Origin of the sequence: Kosakonia sp. AG348 (genome assembly GCF_003337365.1) — a bacterium.
Taxonomy (GTDB): Bacteria; Pseudomonadota; Gammaproteobacteria; order Enterobacterales; family Enterobacteriaceae; genus Kosakonia.
Genome location: NZ_QPJR01000001.1, coordinates 218,390 through 240,839, shown reverse-complemented (window position 1 = coordinate 240,839; position 22,450 = coordinate 218,390). Strand labels below are relative to the sequence as shown.

At 43.0% G+C, this 22,450-nt stretch carries 23 protein-coding genes and 1 tRNA gene; 18 read left to right on the top strand and 6 right to left on the bottom strand.

What is annotated here, in order from left to right:
* Positions 1 to 87: 87 nt before the first annotated feature.
* Positions 88 to 501 carry a CoA-binding protein gene (locus tag DFO56_RS01295; protein WP_045506771.1) on the top strand — a complete coding sequence of 138 codons (414 nt, stop codon included), beginning with the start codon at positions 88 to 90 and terminating at the stop codon, positions 499 to 501.
* Positions 502 to 529: 28 nt separating this feature from the next.
* Here DFO56_RS01295 and hspQ read toward each other — a convergent pair whose 3' ends face one another.
* Positions 530 to 847, bottom strand: a complete 318-nt coding sequence (gene hspQ, locus DFO56_RS01290; protein ID WP_017456235.1) for a heat shock protein HspQ — start codon at positions 845 to 847, stop codon at positions 530 to 532.
* Between the two features lie 60 nt (positions 848 to 907).
* A complete protein-coding gene (gene rlmI, locus DFO56_RS01285; protein ID WP_045506773.1) occupies positions 908 to 2,098 on the bottom strand; it encodes a 23S rRNA (cytosine(1962)-C(5))-methyltransferase RlmI in 1,191 nt (396 codons plus the stop codon).
* 90 nt (positions 2,099 to 2,188) lie between these two features.
* Between rlmI and yccX the strand changes: the two genes are divergently transcribed.
* Positions 2,189 to 2,470 (top strand): acylphosphatase, encoded by a 282-nt coding sequence (gene yccX, locus DFO56_RS01280; protein ID WP_045506776.1) that lies wholly within the window; start codon positions 2,189 to 2,191, stop codon positions 2,468 to 2,470.
* On the opposite strand, the gene tusE is transcribed toward yccX, so the two are convergent.
* Positions 2,467 to 2,796, bottom strand: a complete 330-nt coding sequence (tusE, locus tag DFO56_RS01275; protein WP_045506779.1) for a sulfurtransferase TusE — start codon at positions 2,794 to 2,796, stop codon at positions 2,467 to 2,469. The two genes, yccX and tusE, sit on opposite strands and share 4 nt — an antisense overlap.
* An 88-nt stretch (positions 2,797 to 2,884) precedes the next feature.
* Positions 2,885 to 3,544 (bottom strand): FtsH protease modulator YccA, encoded by a 660-nt coding sequence (yccA, locus tag DFO56_RS01270; RefSeq protein ID WP_020457281.1) that lies wholly within the window; start codon positions 3,542 to 3,544, stop codon positions 2,885 to 2,887.
* Between the two features lie 272 nt (positions 3,545 to 3,816).
* Between yccA and DFO56_RS01265 the strand changes: the two genes are divergently transcribed.
* Positions 3,817 to 5,445 carry an ABC transporter substrate-binding protein gene (locus DFO56_RS01265; protein WP_045506782.1) on the top strand — a complete coding sequence of 543 codons (1,629 nt, stop codon included), beginning with the start codon at positions 3,817 to 3,819 and terminating at the stop codon, positions 5,443 to 5,445.
* Positions 5,446 to 5,579: 134 nt separating this feature from the next.
* Positions 5,580 to 5,667 (top strand) — tRNA-Ser (locus tag DFO56_RS01260).
* A 218-nt stretch (positions 5,668 to 5,885) separates the two neighbouring features.
* Here DFO56_RS01260 and DFO56_RS01255 read toward each other — a convergent pair.
* Both DFO56_RS01255 and DFO56_RS01250 read right to left on the bottom strand, forming a co-directional pair.
* On the bottom strand, positions 5,886 to 6,368 hold the full coding sequence (locus DFO56_RS01255) for a hypothetical protein (RefSeq protein WP_045506786.1): 483 nt from the start codon (positions 6,366 to 6,368) through the stop codon (positions 5,886 to 5,888).
* Positions 6,361 to 7,218, bottom strand: coding sequence for a transcriptional regulator (locus DFO56_RS01250; protein ID WP_045506788.1), 858 nt, complete (start codon positions 7,216 to 7,218; stop codon positions 6,361 to 6,363). The genes DFO56_RS01255 and DFO56_RS01250 overlap by 8 nt, the downstream gene beginning before the upstream one ends.
* Positions 7,219 to 7,878: 660 nt before the next feature.
* On the opposite strand from DFO56_RS01250, the gene DFO56_RS01245 reads away from it, so the two are divergent.
* From DFO56_RS01245 to DFO56_RS01180, 14 genes are all read left to right on the top strand, one after another.
* Positions 7,879 to 9,270 carry a ShlB/FhaC/HecB family hemolysin secretion/activation protein gene (locus DFO56_RS01245; RefSeq protein WP_233500359.1) on the top strand — a complete coding sequence of 464 codons (1,392 nt, stop codon included), beginning with the start codon at positions 7,879 to 7,881 and terminating at the stop codon, positions 9,268 to 9,270.
* Between the two features lie 271 nt (positions 9,271 to 9,541).
* On the top strand, positions 9,542 to 9,934 hold the full coding sequence (gene acpS / locus DFO56_RS01240; protein ID WP_045507240.1) for a holo-ACP synthase: 393 nt from the start codon (positions 9,542 to 9,544) through the stop codon (positions 9,932 to 9,934).
* Positions 9,927 to 10,682: an SDR family NAD(P)-dependent oxidoreductase gene (locus DFO56_RS01235; protein WP_045506790.1), complete on the top strand. Its 756-nt coding sequence runs from the start codon at positions 9,927 to 9,929 to the stop codon at positions 10,680 to 10,682. The genes acpS and DFO56_RS01235 overlap by 8 nt, the downstream gene beginning before the upstream one ends.
* 3 nt (positions 10,683 to 10,685) lie before the next feature.
* Positions 10,686 to 11,252: a 3-hydroxyacyl-ACP dehydratase FabZ family protein gene (locus tag DFO56_RS01230; protein ID WP_020457288.1), complete on the top strand. Its 567-nt coding sequence runs from the start codon at positions 10,686 to 10,688 to the stop codon at positions 11,250 to 11,252.
* Positions 11,253 to 11,255: 3 nt separating this feature from the next.
* Positions 11,256 to 11,537 (top strand): acyl carrier protein, encoded by a 282-nt coding sequence (locus DFO56_RS01225; protein ID WP_020457289.1) that lies wholly within the window; start codon positions 11,256 to 11,258, stop codon positions 11,535 to 11,537.
* Between the two features lie 30 nt (positions 11,538 to 11,567).
* Entirely contained in the window at positions 11,568 to 12,728 is a 1,161-nt protein-coding gene (locus DFO56_RS01220) for an aminomethyltransferase family protein (protein ID WP_045506793.1), read from the top strand.
* Positions 12,729 to 12,829: 101 nt separating this feature from the next.
* The gene (locus DFO56_RS01215; protein ID WP_072051604.1) at positions 12,830 to 15,388 is read left to right on the top strand and encodes a beta-ketoacyl-[acyl-carrier-protein] synthase family protein; all 2,559 of its coding nucleotides are present in this window, start codon (positions 12,830 to 12,832) and stop codon (positions 15,386 to 15,388) included.
* A gap of 4 nt (positions 15,389 to 15,392) precedes the next feature.
* Entirely contained in the window at positions 15,393 to 16,610 is a 1,218-nt protein-coding gene (locus DFO56_RS01210) for a beta-ketoacyl synthase N-terminal-like domain-containing protein (RefSeq protein WP_045506803.1), read from the top strand.
* Between the two features lie 5 nt (positions 16,611 to 16,615).
* Positions 16,616 to 17,605 (top strand): hypothetical protein, encoded by a 990-nt coding sequence (locus DFO56_RS01205; RefSeq protein WP_045506806.1) that lies wholly within the window; start codon positions 16,616 to 16,618, stop codon positions 17,603 to 17,605.
* Positions 17,606 to 17,608: 3 nt separating this feature from the next.
* Positions 17,609 to 18,316: an ABC transporter ATP-binding protein gene (locus tag DFO56_RS01200; protein ID WP_044489609.1), complete on the top strand. Its 708-nt coding sequence runs from the start codon at positions 17,609 to 17,611 to the stop codon at positions 18,314 to 18,316.
* A complete protein-coding gene (locus DFO56_RS01195) occupies positions 18,300 to 18,956 on the top strand; it encodes a hypothetical protein (protein WP_045506808.1) in 657 nt (218 codons plus the stop codon). The genes DFO56_RS01200 and DFO56_RS01195 overlap by 17 nt, the downstream gene beginning before the upstream one ends.
* A gap of 6 nt (positions 18,957 to 18,962) precedes the next feature.
* Entirely contained in the window at positions 18,963 to 20,267 is a 1,305-nt protein-coding gene (locus DFO56_RS01190) for an ABC transporter permease (RefSeq protein WP_045506809.1), read from the top strand.
* Between the two features lie 56 nt (positions 20,268 to 20,323).
* Positions 20,324 to 21,061, top strand: a complete 738-nt coding sequence (locus tag DFO56_RS01185) for an outer membrane lipoprotein-sorting protein (protein WP_045507243.1) — start codon at positions 20,324 to 20,326, stop codon at positions 21,059 to 21,061.
* Between the two features lie 17 nt (positions 21,062 to 21,078).
* Positions 21,079 to 22,446 carry a hypothetical protein gene (locus DFO56_RS01180; protein WP_233500358.1) on the top strand — a complete coding sequence of 456 codons (1,368 nt, stop codon included), beginning with the start codon at positions 21,079 to 21,081 and terminating at the stop codon, positions 22,444 to 22,446.
* Positions 22,447 to 22,450: the final 4 nt, after the last annotated feature.

Here is a 22,450-nt window from a genome sequence, read left to right as displayed (position 1 = left end):
GCTGCAAGAGAAGTGAATAAAAAAATCCGAAAATGGTCGGGTGGGTCTGTTTGATTTACACTTTGGTGACATCGCCGGGAGGAAAACATGAAAGAAACCGATATTGCCGATATTTTACAGTCGACCCAAACTATTGCGCTGGTTGGTGCGAGTGATAAACCCGATCGACCAAGTTATCGCGTGATGAAGTATTTGTTGGACCAGGGCTATCATGTGATTCCCGTCTCGCCGAAAGTAGCAGGGACTACCCTTCTTGGGCAGCAGGGCTATGCAACACTTGCCGATGTGCCAGAAAAAATCGACATGGTGGATGTTTTTCGCAATTCGGAAGCGGCGTGGGGTGTTGCACAGGAGGCGATTGCCATCGGAGCGAAAACGCTTTGGATGCAATTAGGGGGGATTAATGAACAAGCGGCCGTGCTGGCGCGTGAGGCGGGGTTAAATGTAGTGATGGATCGCTGCCCGGCGATTGAGATCCCGCGGCTCGGTCTGGCGAAATAAAAAATACCCCGCATCTGGCGGGGTATTTTTAGTTGCGCAGGCGCGGAGCCTGGAGCTGTCGGCGAATGGTGCGCGCCAGTTCATCCATGGATGGCTGCTCCGGATGTTCATCCGTAATTTCGCTTGTCAGCTGTGCTTCTGCCAGGTATGTGTGCACTGGTTGGCCATCATCATCTTCCATTACGACATGATACCAGGGCAGCGCGCGGAGTTCGTCGTTCACCGCCAGTTCATCTGCTGACGGCTCGTCCAGTGAATACTCAGGATCGATATCGACCACTACGCCAAGATACCCCAGCAGTGAGTGGCGAACTTGCTGACCGATACCGAATTTGCTGGCAATCATTGTCACCTCCCGGGAACCTTACATACCTGCAGATATGCGGGCGCAGTTCCAAATTTCAAGTTACATGATGCGGCAGGCAAACCCTTTCAGATACAGCCCTTCCGGGTAGGTAGCGATCACAGGATGATCGGCGGCCTGACGGAACTGTTCTATAAATTGTACATCACGACCAGCATCTATTGCGGCGTCAGCAATAATTTTCTGAAATAAATCTGTGGTCATCAAACCGGAACAGGAGAAAGTGAGCAGTACACCGCCGGGATTCAGGAGCTGGATCGCCAGCATGTTGATGTCTTTATAACCGCGACAGGCGCCCATCAACTGGCTTTTGTTTTCCACGAACTTTGGCGGGTCCATCACGATGACATCGAAAGTTTCGCCCTGATCGCGATATTTGCGCAGCAGTTTGAATACATCGTCGCGAACAAATTCTGCTTTGCTTAAATCCAGCTCGTTCAGCGTAATGTTCTGTTTCGCGACATCCAGCGCTTCCTGAGAGGTATCTACACTGACGACCTGGCGGCATCCGCCCATCAGCGCGGAAACGGCAAAGCCGCCGGTATAGGAGAAGCAGTTTAATACGCGCTTGTCTGCCACGTAGCGACGTGTTGCCAGCCGGCTGTCGCGCTGATCGAGGTAGTAACCGGTTTTATGCCCGCCCTGAATATCAACAAACAGCTTCATGCCGTGCTCTTTAATCGGCAACAATGCGGGCGGCAGTTCGCCAACCACCAGTCCTTGCGCGAGTTCCAGCCCCTCTTTTTTGCGCACAGCAACATCGCTGCGATCGTAAATCGCGCATTGTGGATAGAGAGACTGGAGCGCCGAGATAATGGCTGGACGCTGATATTCCGCACCTGCGCTAAGAAGTTGGAGAACAAGAAAATCACCGAAACGATCGATGGTTACGCCGGGTAAGCCGTCAGATTCGCCAGCAATCAGGCGATAGCTGTCCAAACCATCGCGTTGCGCCAGCCAATCTCGCCACTGCTGTGCTTGTTGTAGGCGGCGGGTGAAAAACGCGATATCAATGCTTTCATTTTTATCGAAAGTCCAGACGCGAGCACGAATCTGCGATGCAGGAGATAATGCTCCACGCGCCAGCCACTTACCCTGATGATCGACAATATCAACCGTTTCACCGAGGCTGGCTTTGCCTTCCATCCGCGCGACAGCGCCGGAGAAAATCCAGGGATGACGGCGCAGCAATGATTTCTCGCGCCCTTTGGCTAACACTAAACGTACACTCATATTCGGCTATTCTATAAACTGAAGAAAATGGGCGCTATTGTCACGGGTTCACAGGACAAATGCAACGAGCCTGAGTAGAAGGGGGGAAAGATGGCACATGTCTGCACAATCGCCTGGGTACACGGAATGGTACAGGGCGTCGGGTTTCGCTATAGCACGCAGCACGAAGCACAGAAGCTCGGTGTGACGGGGTATGCACGTAATCTTGATGATGGCAGCGTCGAAGTGGTTGCCTGCGGCGACGAGCATGCAGTGAATCAGCTGATTGCATGGCTGAAAGCAGGGGGACCGCGTAGCGCCCGGGTTGACAGAGTTCTTGCCGAACCGCATCAGCCCGGCAGGGAATGGACAAACTTCGGCATTCGCTATTAGATGCACTTCACCGGTTTTGGCAAACCAGCGATCTTTGTCGCCTGTTTAGCAGGCCCTTTGGGAAACAGGCGGTACAAATAGCGACTATTGCCTTTCTCTTCGCCAAGTTTATTCGCCATCGCTTTTACCAGCATGCGAATAGCGGGAGAGGTATTGAATTCCAGGTAAAATTCACGCACAAAGCGCACCACTTCCCAGTGCTCAGGAGAGAGCGTTATGTTCTCTTTCTCAGCGATGATAGACGCTAAGGTTTCGCTCCACAGCGTAGTGTCTTTTAGATAGCCTTCGCTATCGGTTTCGATTTCTTTACCTTCAAAGATCAACATAATTTTTAGCAGAGTTAGTCAACAACGGCGGGAGTGTAGCAAAAAACAAAGCCCCGCATAAGCGGGGCTAATGGGGAATCAGGCTTGTTTAATCGCGGTTAGCGAAACCCAGAATACTCAACAGGCTGACAAAGATGTTGTACAGCGACACATACAGACTGACAGTGGCGCGGATGTAGTTGGTTTCACCACCGTGGATGATATTGCTGGTTTCATACAGGATAGCGCCACTGGAAATCAGGATAAATACGGCGCTGATAGCCAGATGCAACGCTGGCAGCTGCAAGAAAATATTCGCGACCATCCCGATCAGCACCACCACCACGCCCGCCATCAGCATGCCGCCGAGGAAAGACATATCCTTGCGTGTCGTTAACACGTAGGCGGAACAGCAGAAAAAGACCAATGCGGTGCCACCGAGTGCCAGGCCAATAAGATCTCCCATCCCTGCTGAGAGATAAGCATTAAGCATTGGCCCCAGGATATAACCGAGGAAACCAGTGAACGCGAACGCAGCCAGGATACCGGTTGGTTTGTTCGCCAGTTTATAGGTCAGGAACATTAAACCGTACATCCCAACCAGCGTCAGGATCAAGCCCGGAGAAGGCAACATTAATACGGTACTGGCGGTCGCCGTAATTGCGGAAAACGCCAGCGTTAAGCTTAAAAGGAAATAGGTGTTACGCAGGACTTTGTGCGTACTTAGCAGGGAAGTACGGTCACGCGATGAAGTAATAATACGATCCATGAGTCACTCTCTTATGACAGATGTAATTGATTGCAGAGTCTAAAAAAGTCTCGCTTGCTGACAAAGTTGTTTTACCCATCTTTACTCATAATGCCGCGGTGCTGACACAGTGTTTCGTGCGCAGAAATGCGCGCTACTCAGCATAAAGGGATAAATGTGAGACAGATCCATATTGGTGTCTTATATGTCACTGAAATCTATTGCTATATAACTATTGGGGCGCTAAGAGTGTAATCGCGTCGTGACAATGTACATTACTAAGGCGAAAGGACATGAAACCACAAACACGTAACCACATTGCACTTTCATTATTAACTATCGGCATTCTGAGCGCATGTTCTGGCGCGTTTGCAGCTACGGTACCGGCAGGAACAACGCTTGCTGAAAAACAGGAGTTGGTGCGTAACAATGGCAGCGAGCCTGCATCGCTGGATCCACATAAAGTGGAAAGTGACGTCGAGTTCAACATTATTAGCGATATTTTCGACGGGTTGGTCGCAGTTAAGGCTGATGGAACCATTGAACCCCGGTTGGCGGAAAAATGGGAAAACAAAGACAACACGGTATGGATTTTCCACTTACGCCCGGGGATCACATGGTCGGATGGTACGGCGATCACGGCAAAAGATGTGGTCTGGAGCTGGCAACGTTTAGTCGATCCGAAAACGGCATCCCCCTATGCCAGCTATCCGGGAAATATGCATATCGTTAATGCTGCTGATATCGCTCAAGGTAAAAAAACACCTGACACGCTTGGGGTGAAGGCGCTAGATGATTCAACACTGGAAGTCACGTTGACGCAACCCACGGCATCCTTTCTGCCGATGCTGGCGCACCCATCTTTGGTTCCGGTAGACAGCGTGTTGATCAATCGATTTGGTGATAAATGGACAAAGCCGGAACATATAGTAACGAGCGGTGCCTATAAGATTACCGATTGGGTCGTTAATGAACGCATTGTCGCTCAGCGCAATACTCGTTACTGGGATAATAAAGCGACAGTGATTAATAAAGTCACTTATCTTCCTATCAATGCCGAAACGGCGGACATTAACCGTTATAAAGCTGGCGAGATTGATATCACATACACCATTCCTGTGAACCAGTTTGCGCAGTTAAAGAAAACGTTAGGCGATCAGGTGCATGTCGCTCCGCAACTGGCGACCTATTATTACGAGTTTAATACCACTAAGCCGCCATTTAACGATCCTCGAGTACGTCGCGCACTCAATATGGCTCTGGATAAAGATGTCATCGCGGATAAGGTAATGGCACAGGGGCAGCGTCCTGCATGGGTAGTTAGCCAGCCGGAAATTGGTGGTGTGAAAATAGCTTCACCAGATTACGCGTCATGGCCGAGGGAAAAACGACTCGCTGAAGCGAAAAAACTTCTCAATGAAGCTGGTTTCAATGATGAGCACCCATTGAGCTTCAGCCTTCTGTATAACACGATGGAAACACATCAGCGGATCGCGATTGCTGCCAGTTCAATGTGGCAGAAAAATCTTGGTGTTAATGCAAAGCTACAAAATCAGGAGTGGAAAACCATGCTTGATACCATGCATACGGGTAATTTCGATGTGGTACGGTATGCATGGATTGCAGACTATGCTGATGCCGCCACTTTCCTCAATAATTTCCGTACCGGCGACAGTGAAAACACGAGTAAATATAGCAATCCGGCGTATGACGAAGCACTGAAGAGTGCAGCGAAAGCGAAGGATATTGCCGAACGCGGTAAATATTACCAGCAAGCAGAAGACATACTTGGCGAGGACGTTCCCGCTATCCCGGTTTATCACTATGTTCGTACACATCTGGTGAAGCCTTGGGTTGGCGGGTTTGCGCCCGATAGCCTGGGTGTATACCTGACAAAAGATTTATACATTAAGCAACACTGATCTGAGATGCGCTGAATAAACGATCATTGTGCTGGTATTTCAATCTAACAGCGCGGTTTTGATGGTTTTTCAGGCAAACAAACATTCCCGGGCTTTACATGAGACTCGAGGATGTTTATAGTGCGCCTCACACCGGAAGTGTGGCCGAGCGGTTGAAGGCACCGGTCTTGAAAACCGGCGACCCGAAAGGGTTCCAGAGTTCGAATCTCTGCGCTTCCGCCAAATATAAAGCCCCAGCTTACTTCGTAAGCTGGGGCTTTTTTATTTCGAGAAAATCAACGCTGGTTGCATTCAGCACTTACTCTAAGTTCGTGGAAAGAGTAATACGTGAATTCCATTGACGCTCAATCAGTTCTGCCGTTTTTATTCAAAGTAGAAGCAGGGGAGGACTGGTTTGGTCGTCCCCATCATGCAAATTTGATGACACTCACTAACCGCTTCTAACGGCTGCAAAAGAAAAGCGGCCGTTTTCCAATGGTGAAAAGGAATCCTTGCGATCCCTGGGGATGGATTGAATAGGTGATACTTTTATCAGGATAAACGTAAAAACCGGGCAAAACAGTAGCGATGACTTTATCCGGTAAGGTTTCTAAACTATCGATTTTGTTTATCCCGGATGACAGAAAATTGTAGGTACCGTGATTTTCGGTCCAGGTAAAAGATATATCTCTGCGTATGGTTCCTTCTGGGTGAGAGTTTTCAAGGTAACTTCCGCTTACTGAAACGATGCCATTTCTTTTCTCTTTATTATACATAAAATCGAAAGTAATGTTGGCTTGTGTTTCTTTATGAAAAACGATCATGGAAGCACTGCAACTTTCAGCACTTCTGTTTTTTATAAGCAATGAGTAATAAAAAAATCCCGCTACAATCCCTACACTTATAAAAAACAGGCTTAGAAAGAATATTGCTTTTTTAGTCACCGTTTACTCCCCTGATTAAAAGTGAAATGCACCCTGGTGATGATGTTGTCGAAAATTTATTCTTGCAGACTAAAGCAGCGAGAGATGGCGAGGTAGGTGAAGTTGGGAAATAGACCCAGGGGTAATTTTTACAATTCAAACCAGAGTCTTTAATAAGAGATTTATATTTCAGGTAATATTCATTGTTGTCATGGCTATCATCTTTGGTGTAAAAATGGCAACCATCTTCATTTTCAATGAACGTATAACTTTCAAAAAAAGCAGCATCGTTACTAATGTTCCATGTCAGGTAAACGACGAGCAGGCCTGCGATAAATGAGGCTGAAGCAGCAAAAACTCCATTCGAGGTTGCAAACGACTTCTTTTTCTTAATTGCACGAGTGTCTGTCTCAGCATGAAGATCTTGCTCGTTCAGTACATCATCCTTTGGATAATCAAGCTCTTCAGGAGTGTTGTGAGTTGTTTGATAATTGGCAGTAGAAATAGCAAAAGGTGTAGCCGGTTCGTTATCGTTTCGTCTGGAGATTTTTACGCTGTCATCTATCTGAAAACCTTTCCGGGGAATGGTTGCAATAAGTCTTCTGTCTGTTTCACCTACGGCACGCAGCCCACGACGAACAATAGATATATTCTGATAGAGCGTATTCGTTGGAACTAACATTCCTTCCTCTTCCCAAACTTTCTTAAAAAAATCTTGTTGCAGCACAATATCCGGAGATGCTTCAAGCAGTAAGAGAAGGCAACGGCTGGCTGGGGAGGTTAGAGTAACGTTCATTTCGGGATTATTTACCGATGACAGTCTTTTCATTCCCGGTCTGAATTCTATGTTGTCGTTGATAATCCAGTACATATATATTCCAATAGCAGCCAGAGGCTGAGTCCTTTATTAGTGATGTATGTAATAGGTTAAAATGTTATGTTATTAATTTCAGCACAACAATAGATGTATTGCTATGTTTTTTGCAACAATTAATGCCGTCTTCTTGCGAATTTTAGCGTAGGTCGATTAATAATGGGTGCTATTGATGCTTACATTAAAAAATGCTTGATATTTAGGTGGATGCATCTTTGATTGTTGGTTGTTATATATCTTAAATTAACTTTTGTTGATTTAAGGTCCCATTTAAGATGATGGGGGTAATACATTTTCCTGGTGAGAATATATATTTATACTATATATGATTGTTTGATGCTAATGGAGTAGCGATTCATAATGCGGTGCTTAAGGCAGACGGGGAAAGCCGCTACGGAAGAGGTTTTTTAGCGTTATATTAGAAACTAAACTGGTTGTCGAAGGCATCAATGATGTTCTTGATGATATTAAGGGTTAATTAATTCAAAACATAATTAATGATTATGCATTATGTCAATAATGTCGCCACGTTAAAAACATTTTATTTTTAACGAATGTTCTTTTTTGGTCTTTAAGAATAATTAAGTTGTTTTGGCTGTTGTTATGAAGATAATTATACGTGTTAGCCGTTCTTGCAGTTTTAATTTTCTAGAGGTAATGAAAATCAAATTTTACTTTTTAGCTTTCATTTTGCTGTGTAGTATTCGTGTACATGCTGATACTCAGCTGGAACGACTAGCCAAAGATCAGAAAAAAAATGATAATAACATCGCCCAGGAAAATCAGATTGATAAAAAAGATGTTTTCTCTAAGCTTAAAGACAAAAACATTATCGAATTTGAATTACCCTCTGAAAAAGGCTGTTACCCTATATCAGAACTTATCTTAGAAAGCGAATTTTTGGATAATAAAACCATTCGAAATATAAAAGATGAGGTCTCGAACAGTTGTCTGGGGACGAAAGGTATTGAGTATATTGCGACCTATTTGCAGGATTATTATATAAAGGCTGGATATGTAACAACACGAGTGGATATCCCTGTACAAAATTTAAAGGCAAAAAAATTACAGCTGAAAATTTTAGCAGGAAGGATCGATAAAGTGATCATTGAAAATGACGATATCAGAAGTTGGATCCTGCCTTTTACATCAGGTGATATTCTTAATCTGCGAGATATTGAACAAGGGCTGGAGAACTTACAGAAGGTACCTGGCGTTGATGTAAAGATTAATATCGTGCCTGGCAGTCGCTACGGCCGTAGCGATATTGTTATCAATACTAATCGTAAAAAATTATGGAATATCAGAACGACATACAACGACTGGGGCGACAGAAGCACAGGAAAGATACTTACTGGTATTTCAGGCTATTTGTACAACTCTGCAAAGCTTGGCGATCTTTTCTATTTGGCTGGTACCAGCAGTACAACAGGTCAATATAAAAGCATCAGTGCTTTTTATAGCTTACCAGTAGGTTTTTGGGATTATGAACTTTTCTACAGTAGCAGTATGTCTCGCCAGCGTGTTGGGCTGAGTTATTGGGATTTAGACTATGAAGGAAAAAATCAATACCTTAGTTTGAAAGGAAGCCGAACTCTTTTTCGCAACATGGATAAAAAAATAACAGGGAATATAGAATTATTAAGGCGTAAATCTACCTATCAATTAGGTGGCGTAGATTTAGCACTGCAAGAACGAGATATGAGCAATCTGCGTCTTGGACTAACTTTTAAAAAAAATTTCCAGGATGCGACACTAGACTCCTCCATTAGCTGGCAACGTTTTATGACTTGGCTGGGTGGTGAAAAAACGCCGGATATGGTGTCAGGGGACGTGAGTACGGAAAGCCAAATTTTTAATCTGACTACAAATTATGTGAAATGGTTCAACGGTGAGTATTTACACTATTATTATGAATTGAATGTGGGTGCTCAATTTTCGCCAGCACCGTTAACATTACAAGACCAATTTACAATAGGTAATCGTTGGAACGTTAGAGGGTTTGAAACCAGCACAGGATTAGATGGCAATAAAGGGTACTATATTTAGAATACATTACATTTCCTTTTCGGGAATTACAGCTCTGAGTTATATATAGGCGCGGATTATGGTCAGATTTCTGATGAAATATACCCACAAAATACTTTTGATGGGAAAAGGATAGTTGGAACAATTCTTGGGGTTAAAGGAACAGTTAAATCACTCGGATATGATATCTCTTTATCAGTTCCCTTAATGTACCCGACTGGTCTGGTTGAAGATCAATTTATATCTAATTTTAATGTAACTTATCAACTGTAATCTTATGATAAATTTAGGGATAAGTATCGGTACTGATATCGTTGAAGTGGAACGGATCACCAACGCGATTAACAATGGCGGCAAGTTTTTTTTGCAACGCGTATTTACAAAAAAAGAGATAATGAAAATTAATGCAAATGAACCGGATTTTGAAAGGGCAACCGGATTTTGGGCCGCTAAAGAATCAATTGTTAAAGCGCTTGGTTGTGGGTTTCGGAATGGAGTGTGCTTTAAAGATATTGAGATAAATCATGATGAATTTGGCTGCCCCTCTTTTTTATTTACTGGAAGATTGGGTGAGGTAATAAAGGAAAACGGTGTTATTAATGTATCACTTAGCATATCGCATTGTCGCACTCATGCCGTAGCAGTATCTCTTGTTAACTCAATTGCGTGTAATGGAAATGTATAAATATAATGATCTAAAAGGCAAAACAGTTTTAATATCAGGAGCCAGTGGTGACATCGGCATTGCCATCTGCGAAAAATTTCTGGAACAAGGGTGTGAAGTTTATGCATTGTATAATACAAATGCGGATCGTTTAGACAATTTAAAAGAAACTAACCCCGCAGGGCAAAGATTAAATATATTGCAATGTGATATAGCTGATTCTGAAAAGGTGGCTATATTAATGCAATATTTGAATACTAAAGTCACAAAGATTGATGTATTAGTGAATAACGCAGGCATTGTTAAAGACAGTCTTTTTGCTTCAATGACTTTTGAGGATTTTTGTACTGTTATTGATACAAATATGCTGAGTACTTTCAGATTAACGAAGGAAGCTTTAATGCTGCTGCGATGTTCTGAAACTCCAGCGATTATCAATGTTTCTTCTATAGCAGCAGTAATTCCAAGTATAGGCCAGGTTAATTACAGTGCTTCAAAAGGCGCTTTGCTCGGTTTTACCAGAACATTAGCCGCAGAATTAGCTCCTCGGGGTGTGCGAGTGAATGCTGTTGCTCCTGGAATGATTGAATCAAGGATGGTAAAGAAAGTTTCTCGTACTGTAGTGCGCGAGGTAACGAACTCAATCCCTTTGAAGCGTCTGGGAAAGTGTCAGGAAGTGGCGAATACAATTGTTTTTTTAAGTTCTTCTGCTGCCAGTTATATTGTTGGCCAGACCATCGTGATCGATGGCGGTCTGGTAATGCGGTGATTTATGTCCAGATATTCTATTCCTTCTAAAATTTTTCTTGAGATGGGCGGGTGGCGACAGCCCTTACTAATGGTCGACAGAATAGATGATTATAAATATGGGGAAAATGGGTATGTGCAGATCGTAAAACATATTACATATAACGAACCCTATTTACTTGGACACTTTCCTGATGACCCTATCATGCCCGGTGTTCTTATTGCAGAGATATTTGGTCAGGCAAGTGAGTATTTTTCATTTATTACTGATGTATGCGATATTTATTTTGAAAAGTTTGGCATCGAATTGAAAAACTTACGAGATATTTATGCGAAGATCCATCAGCAAGAATTGTTGGATATTATCAGGGCAAGGCGCTCACAAGTGCGCGGCGTATTAGCAGCACAGAATTTAAAGTTTAAAGATATTGCTTATCCAGGCGATACGATTGAGGTTACAAGCAAGTTGGCGTTTTCAGATCCAACTGGGTTTATGCACTATTCTGTGACGGCTAACGTTGGTAAAAAATTGATTAGCCAAGGAACAATAATTAACTACCGTGAAGCGAAATATACCATTAATGGAACATAAGCAATGACAACTATGCATGATAATATCCAGGAGCGTAAAGATGTACTTTTCACAATTAAAACGGAAATCATCCAACGATTGAATATTCAACGAGATGAAACGCAAATTGATGACGATACGCCATTATTTGGTAACGGCTTAAAGTTGGATTCAGTAGACGCGACCGAAATTATTGTTTTGCTTGATAAGGTCTTTGATATACAAGTAAGTGAAGGAGACGATCCTTCTTATATGCGTAGCATTAATAATTTGGCAACATTTGTTATTACAAAAAAACGTGCCTGACCTTTTGAACAATTTACCTGAAGAGGTTTTATGAAGTCTCTTAATGACTTGCATTTGGAAAATAATGCCAGGATGGGCATTTATAATAAGCGCACAGTTCCTGTAGCATATCATGATCTCGCCATTGAATATAAAGCAGTCAGAGAAAATGCACTGCTTGTCGATTATTCACATATGGCTATCGTTAGCGTAATGGGAGATGATGCATGGGCTTTGGTAAATCATATGGCCTCAGCTGATATCTCAATTATTCGCGATGAGCAAGGTATCTATTCGTTGGTATTAAATGAGGATGGTACCATCCGCGGGGACATATATGTTCTCTGTACCCCGGACGGTTATTATATCCTTTCAGAAAACATCCCGGCACCGGAGTTAATTGAGCGCCTTACATCAATTTTAGAGAGCGATGAAGCACTCGATATTGTTGAACGCCCGGATATTAAGTCTATGGCAGATAGCGGTTGGGGCGCTATTATGCTGGAAGGGCCTTACTCCTGGGAAGTTATGTCAGAAATATATGGCTACGACATTATTGGCTTACCTTACTTTGAGTACATTAATGAGGCCGATGACCTGATTATTTTCCGCTGTGGTAAGCATGGCGAATTTGCGTATATGGCCATTGGCCAGGAGTCTTCCCTGGTAAAATTATGGGAAACCATCCTTTCAATTGGTGAAAAGTACGAATTGAAAACAGGTGGCATCCAATACCAGGATATTGTTCGTCTTGAGAATACCGGCTGGGATGAAAGTCTTTTTTCCGGCTATAGCCAAAACCCGATTGAGTTGCAAATGCAGTGGGCAATTCAATACGATAAAGAAAACTTTATTGGCAAGTCAGTGATTGAGCCACAGTCCCATAATCTGGCTGAGCGTAAACTCATTGGTATGCTCCCGACTGCAGAGTGCAGTGGAATCAATTCTGATGATAAAGTTTTAGTAGAGAGGAAAGAGGTTGGCGTTATTGTAAAATCCGGTTTTTCCCCTGCGTTACAATCTTTTATCGCGCTGGCTTTGATTGACAATGATTATGCTTTAGCGGATCTCCCAGGGTTTGAAATTTTAACGGCAGAAAAACATATTCCAGCGAGAACAAAAAGCGTACCTTTTTTATATAACTTAAGTATGCTCATCAATCCGGCTGAACATAGTTTTATTGATCCGTCAAAGTCAAAGCGAATTGTGTAATTCTAATAATTAAAGCGAAAGTAAGGCGACAGGTATAAATATGTCGCTTTACTTTGGCTATTTATTATGAATACAAAGATTTTCTACTCCGGGGGATAACGGTGAAAACGAACAGGAAACGCGTTGTAATTACAGGTATGGGGATTTTGTCATCCCTGGCCGAAACTATTGAAGATTTTAAACAGGCGCTCTTTGATAAAAAAAATGGTGTCGGCAACAGTGAGCGGTTTGCAACGTGGTTTGAAAATGCCCGTGCAGCTGAAGTCCTTCAGGAAATAGATTATTCAGAGCTCCCTGAAAATATTATCCACTCTTTGGATAACGCTGCATTATGGGCATACAAAGTGGGCAAGGATGCGCTGACTCAGGCCGGGCTTATTGGTAATAAAGCCTGCCTTGATGAGACAGGATTAATTGTCGGCGTTTCTTCCGCCGGAACTGAAGCGTTTCTGCCAATTTTTGAGCAGAGAATGGATGATTTCTCGCTCCGCAAGGCTATTTATTCGGGGGGATTTTCTTCCTGCTGCTCAAGTGTTTCGACACTCTTAGGTCTCAAAGGTGGCGGGGAGTTGGTGGCAACGGCCTGTACAGCCAGCCCTAACGCGATCGGTATGGCTTTTGACTATATCCAAAATGGTAAAAGTAAGACCATGCTGGCTGTCGGTACAGAACCTATCTACCTGCCAACGTTTGCTGGGTTTTATGCATTGAACGTGATGCATCCCAGCACCTGCACTCCCTTTTCAGGTCAGTCTGGCATGTCTATCGGTGAAGGTGCTGGTGCGATGGTACTGGAGGATTATGAGCACGCTATCGCACGCGGAGCCAAAATTTACGGTGAAATTCTCTCTTACGCAACCTCCTGCGATGCCTACCACGAAACGGGTCCGGACCCGCGAGCCAGTGGCGCGGTACAGGTCATGCTTAAAGCCATGGAGAATGCTGGTGTAAAGCCGGAACAAATTGATTATGTCAATGCTCACGGTACGGGTACAGAAGCGAATGACCGTATTGAAACGCTGGCGATGAAGAAAGTGTTTCCTGATAACGATCATTTGCTTGTCAGTTCAACAAAATCTTATTTCGGCCATAACATTGGCGCTGCAGGCATTGTTGAGCTTATCGCTTGTCTGGTAACGCTGCCTGAAAATAAAGTTTTACCGACTCTCAATTTCTCAATTGCGCGCCCAAATTGCGACCTGGACTATGTCGCTAATGAGTTTCGAGAAAAAGAAATTAATATTTTTATGAAAAATAACTATGCATTTGGTGGAAATAACTGCTGCATGGTGGTGAGTACAAAACCAGGGACAGTGCCGGTCAGTCAATATGACAGTAAGCGTGTGGCTATTACTGGCGTAGGAGCTGTAACGGCGATTGGTCACACGGTTAATGATATTTTGCGCAATGTCTGGCAAAAAAATCACGTACCCGTGTTAGGTGGTGTCACGTTTCCTGATGACACCCTGGCAGAAGCGCGGGAATTACTGAGAGTGCTGGTTGCCACAAATCAACTCGAAGAAATTTTTGGCGATGAAGCTGCCATGAGCACCGGAACGTTTCCGGAACAGGAGCCGGATTTTAAAACCTTTCAGATAATGGGGCTGGAGCCGCGTAAACATTTGCGCCGTTTTGATGCCCGAAAGGCAACGCGTGGCGGGACGTTTGCGCTTGTTGCGCTGTCTGAATCGTTGAATATGGCGAAACGTAAAATAAAACGTGATGGCGAAGAGCTCGGTATGATCATGGGGATGTCTCGTGGCCCTCAGGAGACAACCTATAAATATTTGCAGAGTCTGAAACCCGATCCGCGGAAAGTCAGCACCTCAGAGTTTCCTGGCTCGCTAATGAATTCGATCGCCACTTTCTGCGGCATTTCTGAAGGCATTAAAGGCTATACCACCACACTTGCTACCGGCGAGAATGCGGCGCTCGGCGCATTAACTTATGGTTATGAGATTATCCGGCAAAACCTGCAACCTCATGTGATAGTGGGCGGCGCTGATGAATATTTCCCCTCGCTGTCTCTTTATATGGATGCGCTAACACAGAAAATCAATATGACTTCTGATGTCAATGATTATCAAATCTATGGCGAGGAGCCAAAGGGATTCATTCCCGGCGAAGGTGCGTGCATGTTATTACTGGAAGACCCGGATGCGGCAGTTGCGCGTGGTGCCGAGGTGATGGCAGAACTTGCTGGCTACGGTAAATCCAGCAGTAATAGCTACTTTGATGCATCGTTATTGAGTGAAAAATCGTCAGCAATGTCTCTGGCAATTGAGCGCGCACTTGATGATGCCGGTGTCAGTGCAGCAGATATCGATTTGGTTTGCGGCACCAGTAATGGCAGTAAAGAAAATTCGCAAATTGAAATCGACGCTATCTACAGCGTCTTCCAGAAAGAGAATCCACGGGTTCCGGTCGTTAACTATAACGCTTATTTCGGGTTCGTTGCTTCATCTGCCGGGTTGCTCAATCTTTTAGTTGTCATTGATTGTATTAAAAAGCAATCAGTGCCGGCCATTCCTTATACGCAAGCGTTCTTCGACTCACGTATAAACTTCGTACGGAGTCCTCAAAATTTAACGCTTAAGCATGTGTTGCTGGTTGGGGCAACAGAAGGTGGAAACTATTATGCATTTGTGATTAAGGAATAGTGCAATGGATAATGCGGCTATCATTGCAGGCTACAGTCTACATTTACCCTTTGCTGAAAGTTATAGTGAATTAATAAATAATCTTCGTGCTGGTAAGCGTGTTCATGAAACTTATTGGTTTGCTTCTGAAGAAGTAGCGCTGAAATGTGGGTTTAAAGCGAATAAGCGCGTCGCAAAGCTGGAGCAAAGAGATGATGGCCCATTAGCGTTACTATATCGATTAATCGATGATGCACTGGCACGGGCTAATCTTGACAAAAGCGCGCTTACAGGTGAAAGGGTAAGGGTATATTTAACCGGGTTAGGGCCACGTGTTGATGGCATAGATTATAAATCCTTTTATGACCATAATGATGTTGAGGATCTAAAATGTTCACCATCAATAAGTCGTCTTCATGCTAAAAATATGTCGCAGGACGAACTTTCCTATAATATTGCACATAAATATGGATTAAACTATCTTCCGCCTAATTTACATTGCACAAGTAATTCATCATTAACTGCGGTTCATCTTGGTTGCCAGGCGATTGATAGTGACGGGGCAGATCTTGTTTGCGTAATTAATTGTTCAAAAATTAAAACGCAGGATATCTGGTTTCTTGAAAACCAATCAATGCTTGATAGCGAATCAGTACAGCCATTTGGTCAAAATAGCAGATCAGTTTTATTTTCAGAGGGATTCGGCGTCATATTACTCGAGAGCAAAAAACATCGGCAGGCCAGAGGATTAAACGATGGGGTACGGCTCAAATCTGCATATGCGCAAATTAGCGCGAGCCGCAGTAATGATTCGGCCTGGTTAAGCTCTAATATTATTAAAGTAATCAGCAAAATATTAGATGAAGCAAATATTGGTCCCGGTGACTTATGCGCAATTATTCCTCATGGCAATGGTTCGTCAAACAGTGATAAAGCAGAAGCCAAAGCAATCGCAATGCTTTCAGACAAGCAACCTGTTCCTGTTCTCGCTTATAAAGGACAACTGGGTTACACCACAACAGGCTCAGGGATCGTCGATTTGATTATTGGTGAACATTCCCTTCGCCAAGGCGAATTACTTACTCCGGTAAGTAACGATGACATTATTGAAGAGATAGCAAGTCAGCTGTTGACGGATATCGGCGTCATTAAACATGAAAAAAAACATTTGCTGAAGACGGGGCTTGGTGTTGATGGGTCAATTATCGGTGTTGTCATGTCAGATACCCGTGTTCGAGATTAGTAGATATGAAAAATGAGATATATCTGTCGTCATTTTCACTTTTGGAACCAGACGATAAGTTCTATTTTTATGCTCCTCACTGGTTAAATGCCTGGGAATCGCATCTGTATAATCAGGCTCTTAAATCTACTTCTGCAAGTGGCTGGGCGTTTAAGCGATTCGGCACTGATAAAGAAACTTATGCGCGGGAAATGATACGTAAACCGCGTTATATGGATTATATAGAATCCATGGAGCAAGCTGCTGATGTTGCATTACAACAGATGACCCCAAGAGATCGTATGTTATTGCTTAAGTCGCGTACTGCTTTCATCTATATTGATGCATGGGGAGAATCCTCTGTTTTTGAAAATATTACCAGCGCGCTGCATACCTCGATTATTGATACGTTGCCTAAAAATATATTAAAGAAATTCTCTATCAAAAACGTAACTTGCAAAGTTCGTGGGGAGAAATTTGCATTAGTACAGGCGATGCAACTGGCACAAGATTATCTACACTGGAAGGTTTTCGATTTTGTCGTGATATGCGGAGCATACAGAGCGATCCCTGTATTGGTTTTTTCGGATGAAGATATCTTTGGTATAAAAGGGGGCGCCAAATCGAAGCAAAAAAATGGCATGCAACTCTCTGTCGAACGGACAGGATGTTTTATTTTTAGTTTGCGCGAAAGTGCACTAAGAGTGAGTTGCGGTAATTATGCTGCTAACAATAATCTTGATGACATTCAACGTGAGATGATGAAGGACCTGTCGGAAGGTGATTTGCTTACCTTTTCGGCCAGGAAAGATAATATCATGCGAGTAACGCAGCAAACTGGCATTGATTTTATCGATCTGAACGATATTTATGGGGCGAGTGGTTGTCTTACACCTGCGCTGAGTTGGGAATATCTACTAAATAACAAGGGTATTTCAAAAAAGATGCGCACAATATTAGCTGATAATTTCGGCGGGTATAGCTATTTTGATACCTGCTTTTCGGCGGAGTTGTGATTGATGAGCAACACAATAAAAGAAGTTCCAGCAATATTTATGCAGGATATTTATAAGCATTTTGGTTCTGGTGAAAATAAGGTTGATGCGCTTAAAAATATTAACCTTGAAATTAATAAAGGTGAGTTTGTGGCGCTGTGTGGGCCTTCCGGTAGTGGGAAAAGCACGTTGCTCAATATCCTTTCTGGCATCGATACGCCATCCGGGGGGACTGTCATGTTTCTTAATCATGTTCTTAATGAAATGCCCGAAAAACAGTTGGCGTATGTACGAAGCAAGTACTTAGGATTTATTTTCCAGTTTTTTAACCTCATTCCGGTACTCAGTGTTTTTGATAACGTTTTTTATCCACTTATTCTGAATGCACATTTCAATAAGAAAGAAGCAAAAGAGCGCGCTTTACATTTCCTGGACAGCGTGGGGCTCGGCCATTTAGTTGATCGCAAACCTGGTCAATTATCGGGAGGGCAGCAGCAGCGCGTTGCGATCGCCCGCGCGCTTGCGCATGATCCCAAAGTCGTTGTCGCCGATGAACCGACCGGCAATCTGGACTTAACGACAGGGGAAGCCATTTTAGATTTGTTAATGAAAATAAATCAGCAGACCGGTACCACATTTGTTATTTCCACGCATTCAACCCAGCTTAGAGACAGGGCCGGGAGGGTAATTGAAATTAAAGATGGAGTGTTAGTACATGGCTCAGGTGCATAAGTATTATTGGCCACTCTGGGTGGGGTTGGCCTGTACGGTGGTAGCGAATAGTGCTGATGCGATGACCGCTCCGGAGGTCGATAAAGTGATACAGCACGGCCTTCCTGAGCAATCCGATGCGTTAGCAAAAACGACACAGGCGCTTTTTCAGGAGTTTGAAAAAACGAAGAACGTTACATCGCTGATTTTTTATTCCTATGGAATGTTGCGCCAGGCGAATCATTTTTCGGCTGTTAATGATTTCATCCATGCTTCGGAATATGCGAAAACGGGCTTTTTTTATCTTGATGAAGCAGTAGATACACATGAAGAAAATCCCCGTATTAGATATCTACGCGCGCGCATCGACGCGTATTTACCTGCTGTCATAGGGCGTTGCATGGTAACACTCGATGATACCGAGCGGTTATTAAGGGGAAAAAATGTTTTCGACAAAGATATTGTAAATCATATCGAGTATATGCGTTATAGAGCCCTGGTGAGTTGCAATCAGCCTAAGCAGGCTGAATTGCTAATGAAAAAAATAAAGGCGAAAAGTTCTGGGGATGCGAAGTACCTGAATACTAAATTCCACACTGAACCAGAGTGGGATATGAATGAAGTTACCCAGGTTGTTATTCCATTACTCAAAGGTGAATAGATCTCCATGCATATGCCTTTAATGAATATAGCTGTTGTTGTGATAATCTGTTTTGTCCTTTATTGTCTGCTTTTTAAATTCAGGGATGCAAAGTTTTCTTTTTTGAATTTGTTCCGGCATAAAAAAAGAACACTTTCAACAATCATTGCCATAATGCTGGGTGGTGTGTCTATTTTTTTATATGGTGGGTTTATTGACTATTCTTTTTGGATTTTGAAGGAGCAGACAATTCGAACAAATATCGGACACGTACAGATCTATAATCCAAAATATTTTGAGACATCCAATAAAAGCCGCAGCCTGATTGCAGATTATGCAAACCTGAAAAAAGAAATCCTCAGCGATCATGGGTTATCTGATGATATTTCAACTATTTCAGGACAACTGGAGTTTAGCGGCATTGTATCACAATACGAAAATGAAACCTCCAGTTTTTTTTCAGGGTTTGGTGTGGAACCATTGCCATCATTAAAGCTCGGTTCATTCGATAAAATTATTTCTGGGAGTGATTTATCGCGAGTGAAAACCAATGAAGTTACCCTCGGGGAAGGACTTGCCGCAACGCTAAATGCGACTTACGGTGACTGGCTTGATATAATGACAGTCAACACCCATGGTGGTCAGGGCGCACTTTCATTGAAATTACGTGGCATCTTTTCCTCAGGAATTAAAGATTATGATGATGTTGCGATGAAAATGCCTTTGTCGACAGCACAAAAATTGATGGGTACAGATGGTGTAAGTAAAGTATTAATCTTACTTAAAAAAGATAATACAGATCTTTTTATTAAAAATTTGCGGCATTTTATTGATGAACATCATTTGCCATTGATCGTTAAAAGTTGGAAAGATACTTCTATTTTTTATCAGCAAGTGGAGGGATTACTCTCTGGTATTTATTTCTTCATTAAGCTCATCGTGGTCCTTATCGTAATATTTATGATTAGTAATGCGATGACGATGAATATTATAGAGCGTACACGAGAAATCACCACGCTACGGGCTATAGGTTTACAGCCATTTCATGTTTCGCGGTTATTCCTGCTGGAAGGCATATATATTGGGATCCTCGGTGCGATAGGTAGTCTTGCCATCGGCTTTATTCTAGCAGGTATCATTAATCTACATGGTATTGCCATGCCTCCCTCTCCTGGGCAAACGCAAGGTTATACTGCTTTCATTAAAACTAATAACGCCGGGTTGATATGGCTAACGTTTGTATTACCTGTACTAACCTCCTCGTTAGCGTCAATATTACCTGCGTTGCGTGCATCCCGGTTAAATATATCAGATGCATTTAAATTTTCTTAAGGCTGAGTATGATTGGTGCCGCTAGTTTTCGAACCATTATTGTGTCTGTTTTTTTTATGATGGCAAATGCCAGTGCGATAGCTGCGGTCGGTGCGCTGGATATTATTCGGCGAGCTGACGAAATTCGCTCACCCAATAAACCTTTTCGATATACCGTTACAGTGCTTGAGTACAAAGATGGTGTAGAAAAAGAAGAAAATAAACAGATCCTTGATATCTCGATGCGATTTATGAAGCCTGAAAAAGGAATGCCGGCTGATGCTCGCTCATTAGCTCGCTTTATTTATCCGCCAAGGGATAAGGGTAATATCATGCTATCTGATTGGTATGATCTTTGGTTTTATACGCCAACCCTTCGACGTCCTATACCTATATCGAGAGAACAAAGATTGGTCGGACAGATCTCAAATGGTGACGTAATCGTGACCAACTTTGAATATTCCTATAGCGCAACGCTGACGGGAGATAGGCCCTGCGGGGAATCGATCTGCTACGAACTCGTCTTACTGCGTAAATCGGATGCAGTGACATACGCAAAAATTATCTATCTGGTTGAAAAAGAAAATTATCACCCATATCAGGCATCTTATTATTCGATGGACGATAGACTGCTTAAAACAGTCCAGTACCAAAATTTTCAAATGGTACTGGGGGAAATGCGACCAATGAAAATCGTTGTGCGAGATGCAAAGCATAGTAAAGGTTATTCTGTTATGGAGTACAGCGATGTCAGGTTCGAGTCTTTACCGGAATCTAACTTTACCCGGGAATATATCCAGCGAGGTGTTAAGTGAGTTGCCGCATAAATCTGGTGACTTTGTCATTCATATTGTTACCTGTTAGTCTCTCTGCAAATTGTCTTTCTGGTTCAGATATACAAAAAAATGCTGATGTCACACTATCGTTACAAGGATCTTATACAAAAAAGAAACCATCGATATGGAATATTGAAGGTAAGAACGCCTATGTAAAAGATAATGTTAATAATAGCGCAGGTGTGAAATTCAGCAGTGATTGTTCGCTTATTGAGGAACGGCTCAATTTAGATCTATCACTTTATGGATTAACTTATTATCCATGGCGAGCACCTGGTAAGTTTGATAAGGATAACCATCGTTCACGAATGCTACTGAATCAGGTTAAACTTTCGTTTATAGCCTCTGACAACATTCGGCTGGAAGTCGGTAAGCTCAGAGATAAACCGGGTATTTTCTTTCTTAAATCGCCATCGGCTCTGCTGACTAATTACTATGCGGGATTCAAAAATGACCGACTTTATACTCCGGCAATGAAATCGGTTTATGCTGAATCATTTTGGGGAGCGAGCCTTGTTCATGATACAAGGGATTACGGTCTGGCTTTCACTGTCGCACCTCGATTAGCACGAATAAATAAGCGCTATGAGTCGTCAGGCAATTGGTCTGCTGATCAACGCTCTAATTCCAGTGAACGCTATCTGTTAAGTTATACAGAATATCGTCTTAAAAATCATACGCCGTCAATTAATGTGATGTCAGGAGAATCTCGCTCTGTTGCTTTAGCTGACAGCTTTAATTACACACCACAATGGATTATCAATGCCGAGATTGCCTTGCACTCATCCCAGCAATGGCGGCATTTTTCACCGCAAAGGGCTGCTGCGGTGCAAAATTACGCTTTCCCTTCTTCGCTCTATGCCACCGAAAATAAACAGGGTATTGAGCTGGCGATAGGGGGGCAGTACACAACCGATAACTTTAGTTTGTTTGGCATGGAATACTACTTTCAAAGCGAAGGATATTCTGCACGTGAGTGGTACCAGCAAATGAATTTTGTCGATTACCTCAATACCAAAAATCAGTATGCTGTATTAGATCAGGTGTTTGACGCGTATAAATACCTTATAGGGGCAGAAATTAGTAATGTTGCAAATAAAGGAAACCTACAGGGAAAACACTACATTAATGCGTATGCAAGTTTAGCATTCAAAGGTGGCTCTAGCCTGCAACCTTATATTATTACCAATATGATGGATTACAGTTCGTTAGTAGGTGTGCACTACTCAACACCGCTTAATTATTTTGACGGAAAAGTGGAAGGTTATGCTGGTATGTTTTCAGCATTTGGCTCAAGAGATGCTGAATTCTCCCACTTTGGTAGAACGATTGGTTTGTATCTGGGGTTTGAATATCATTTATAAGGAT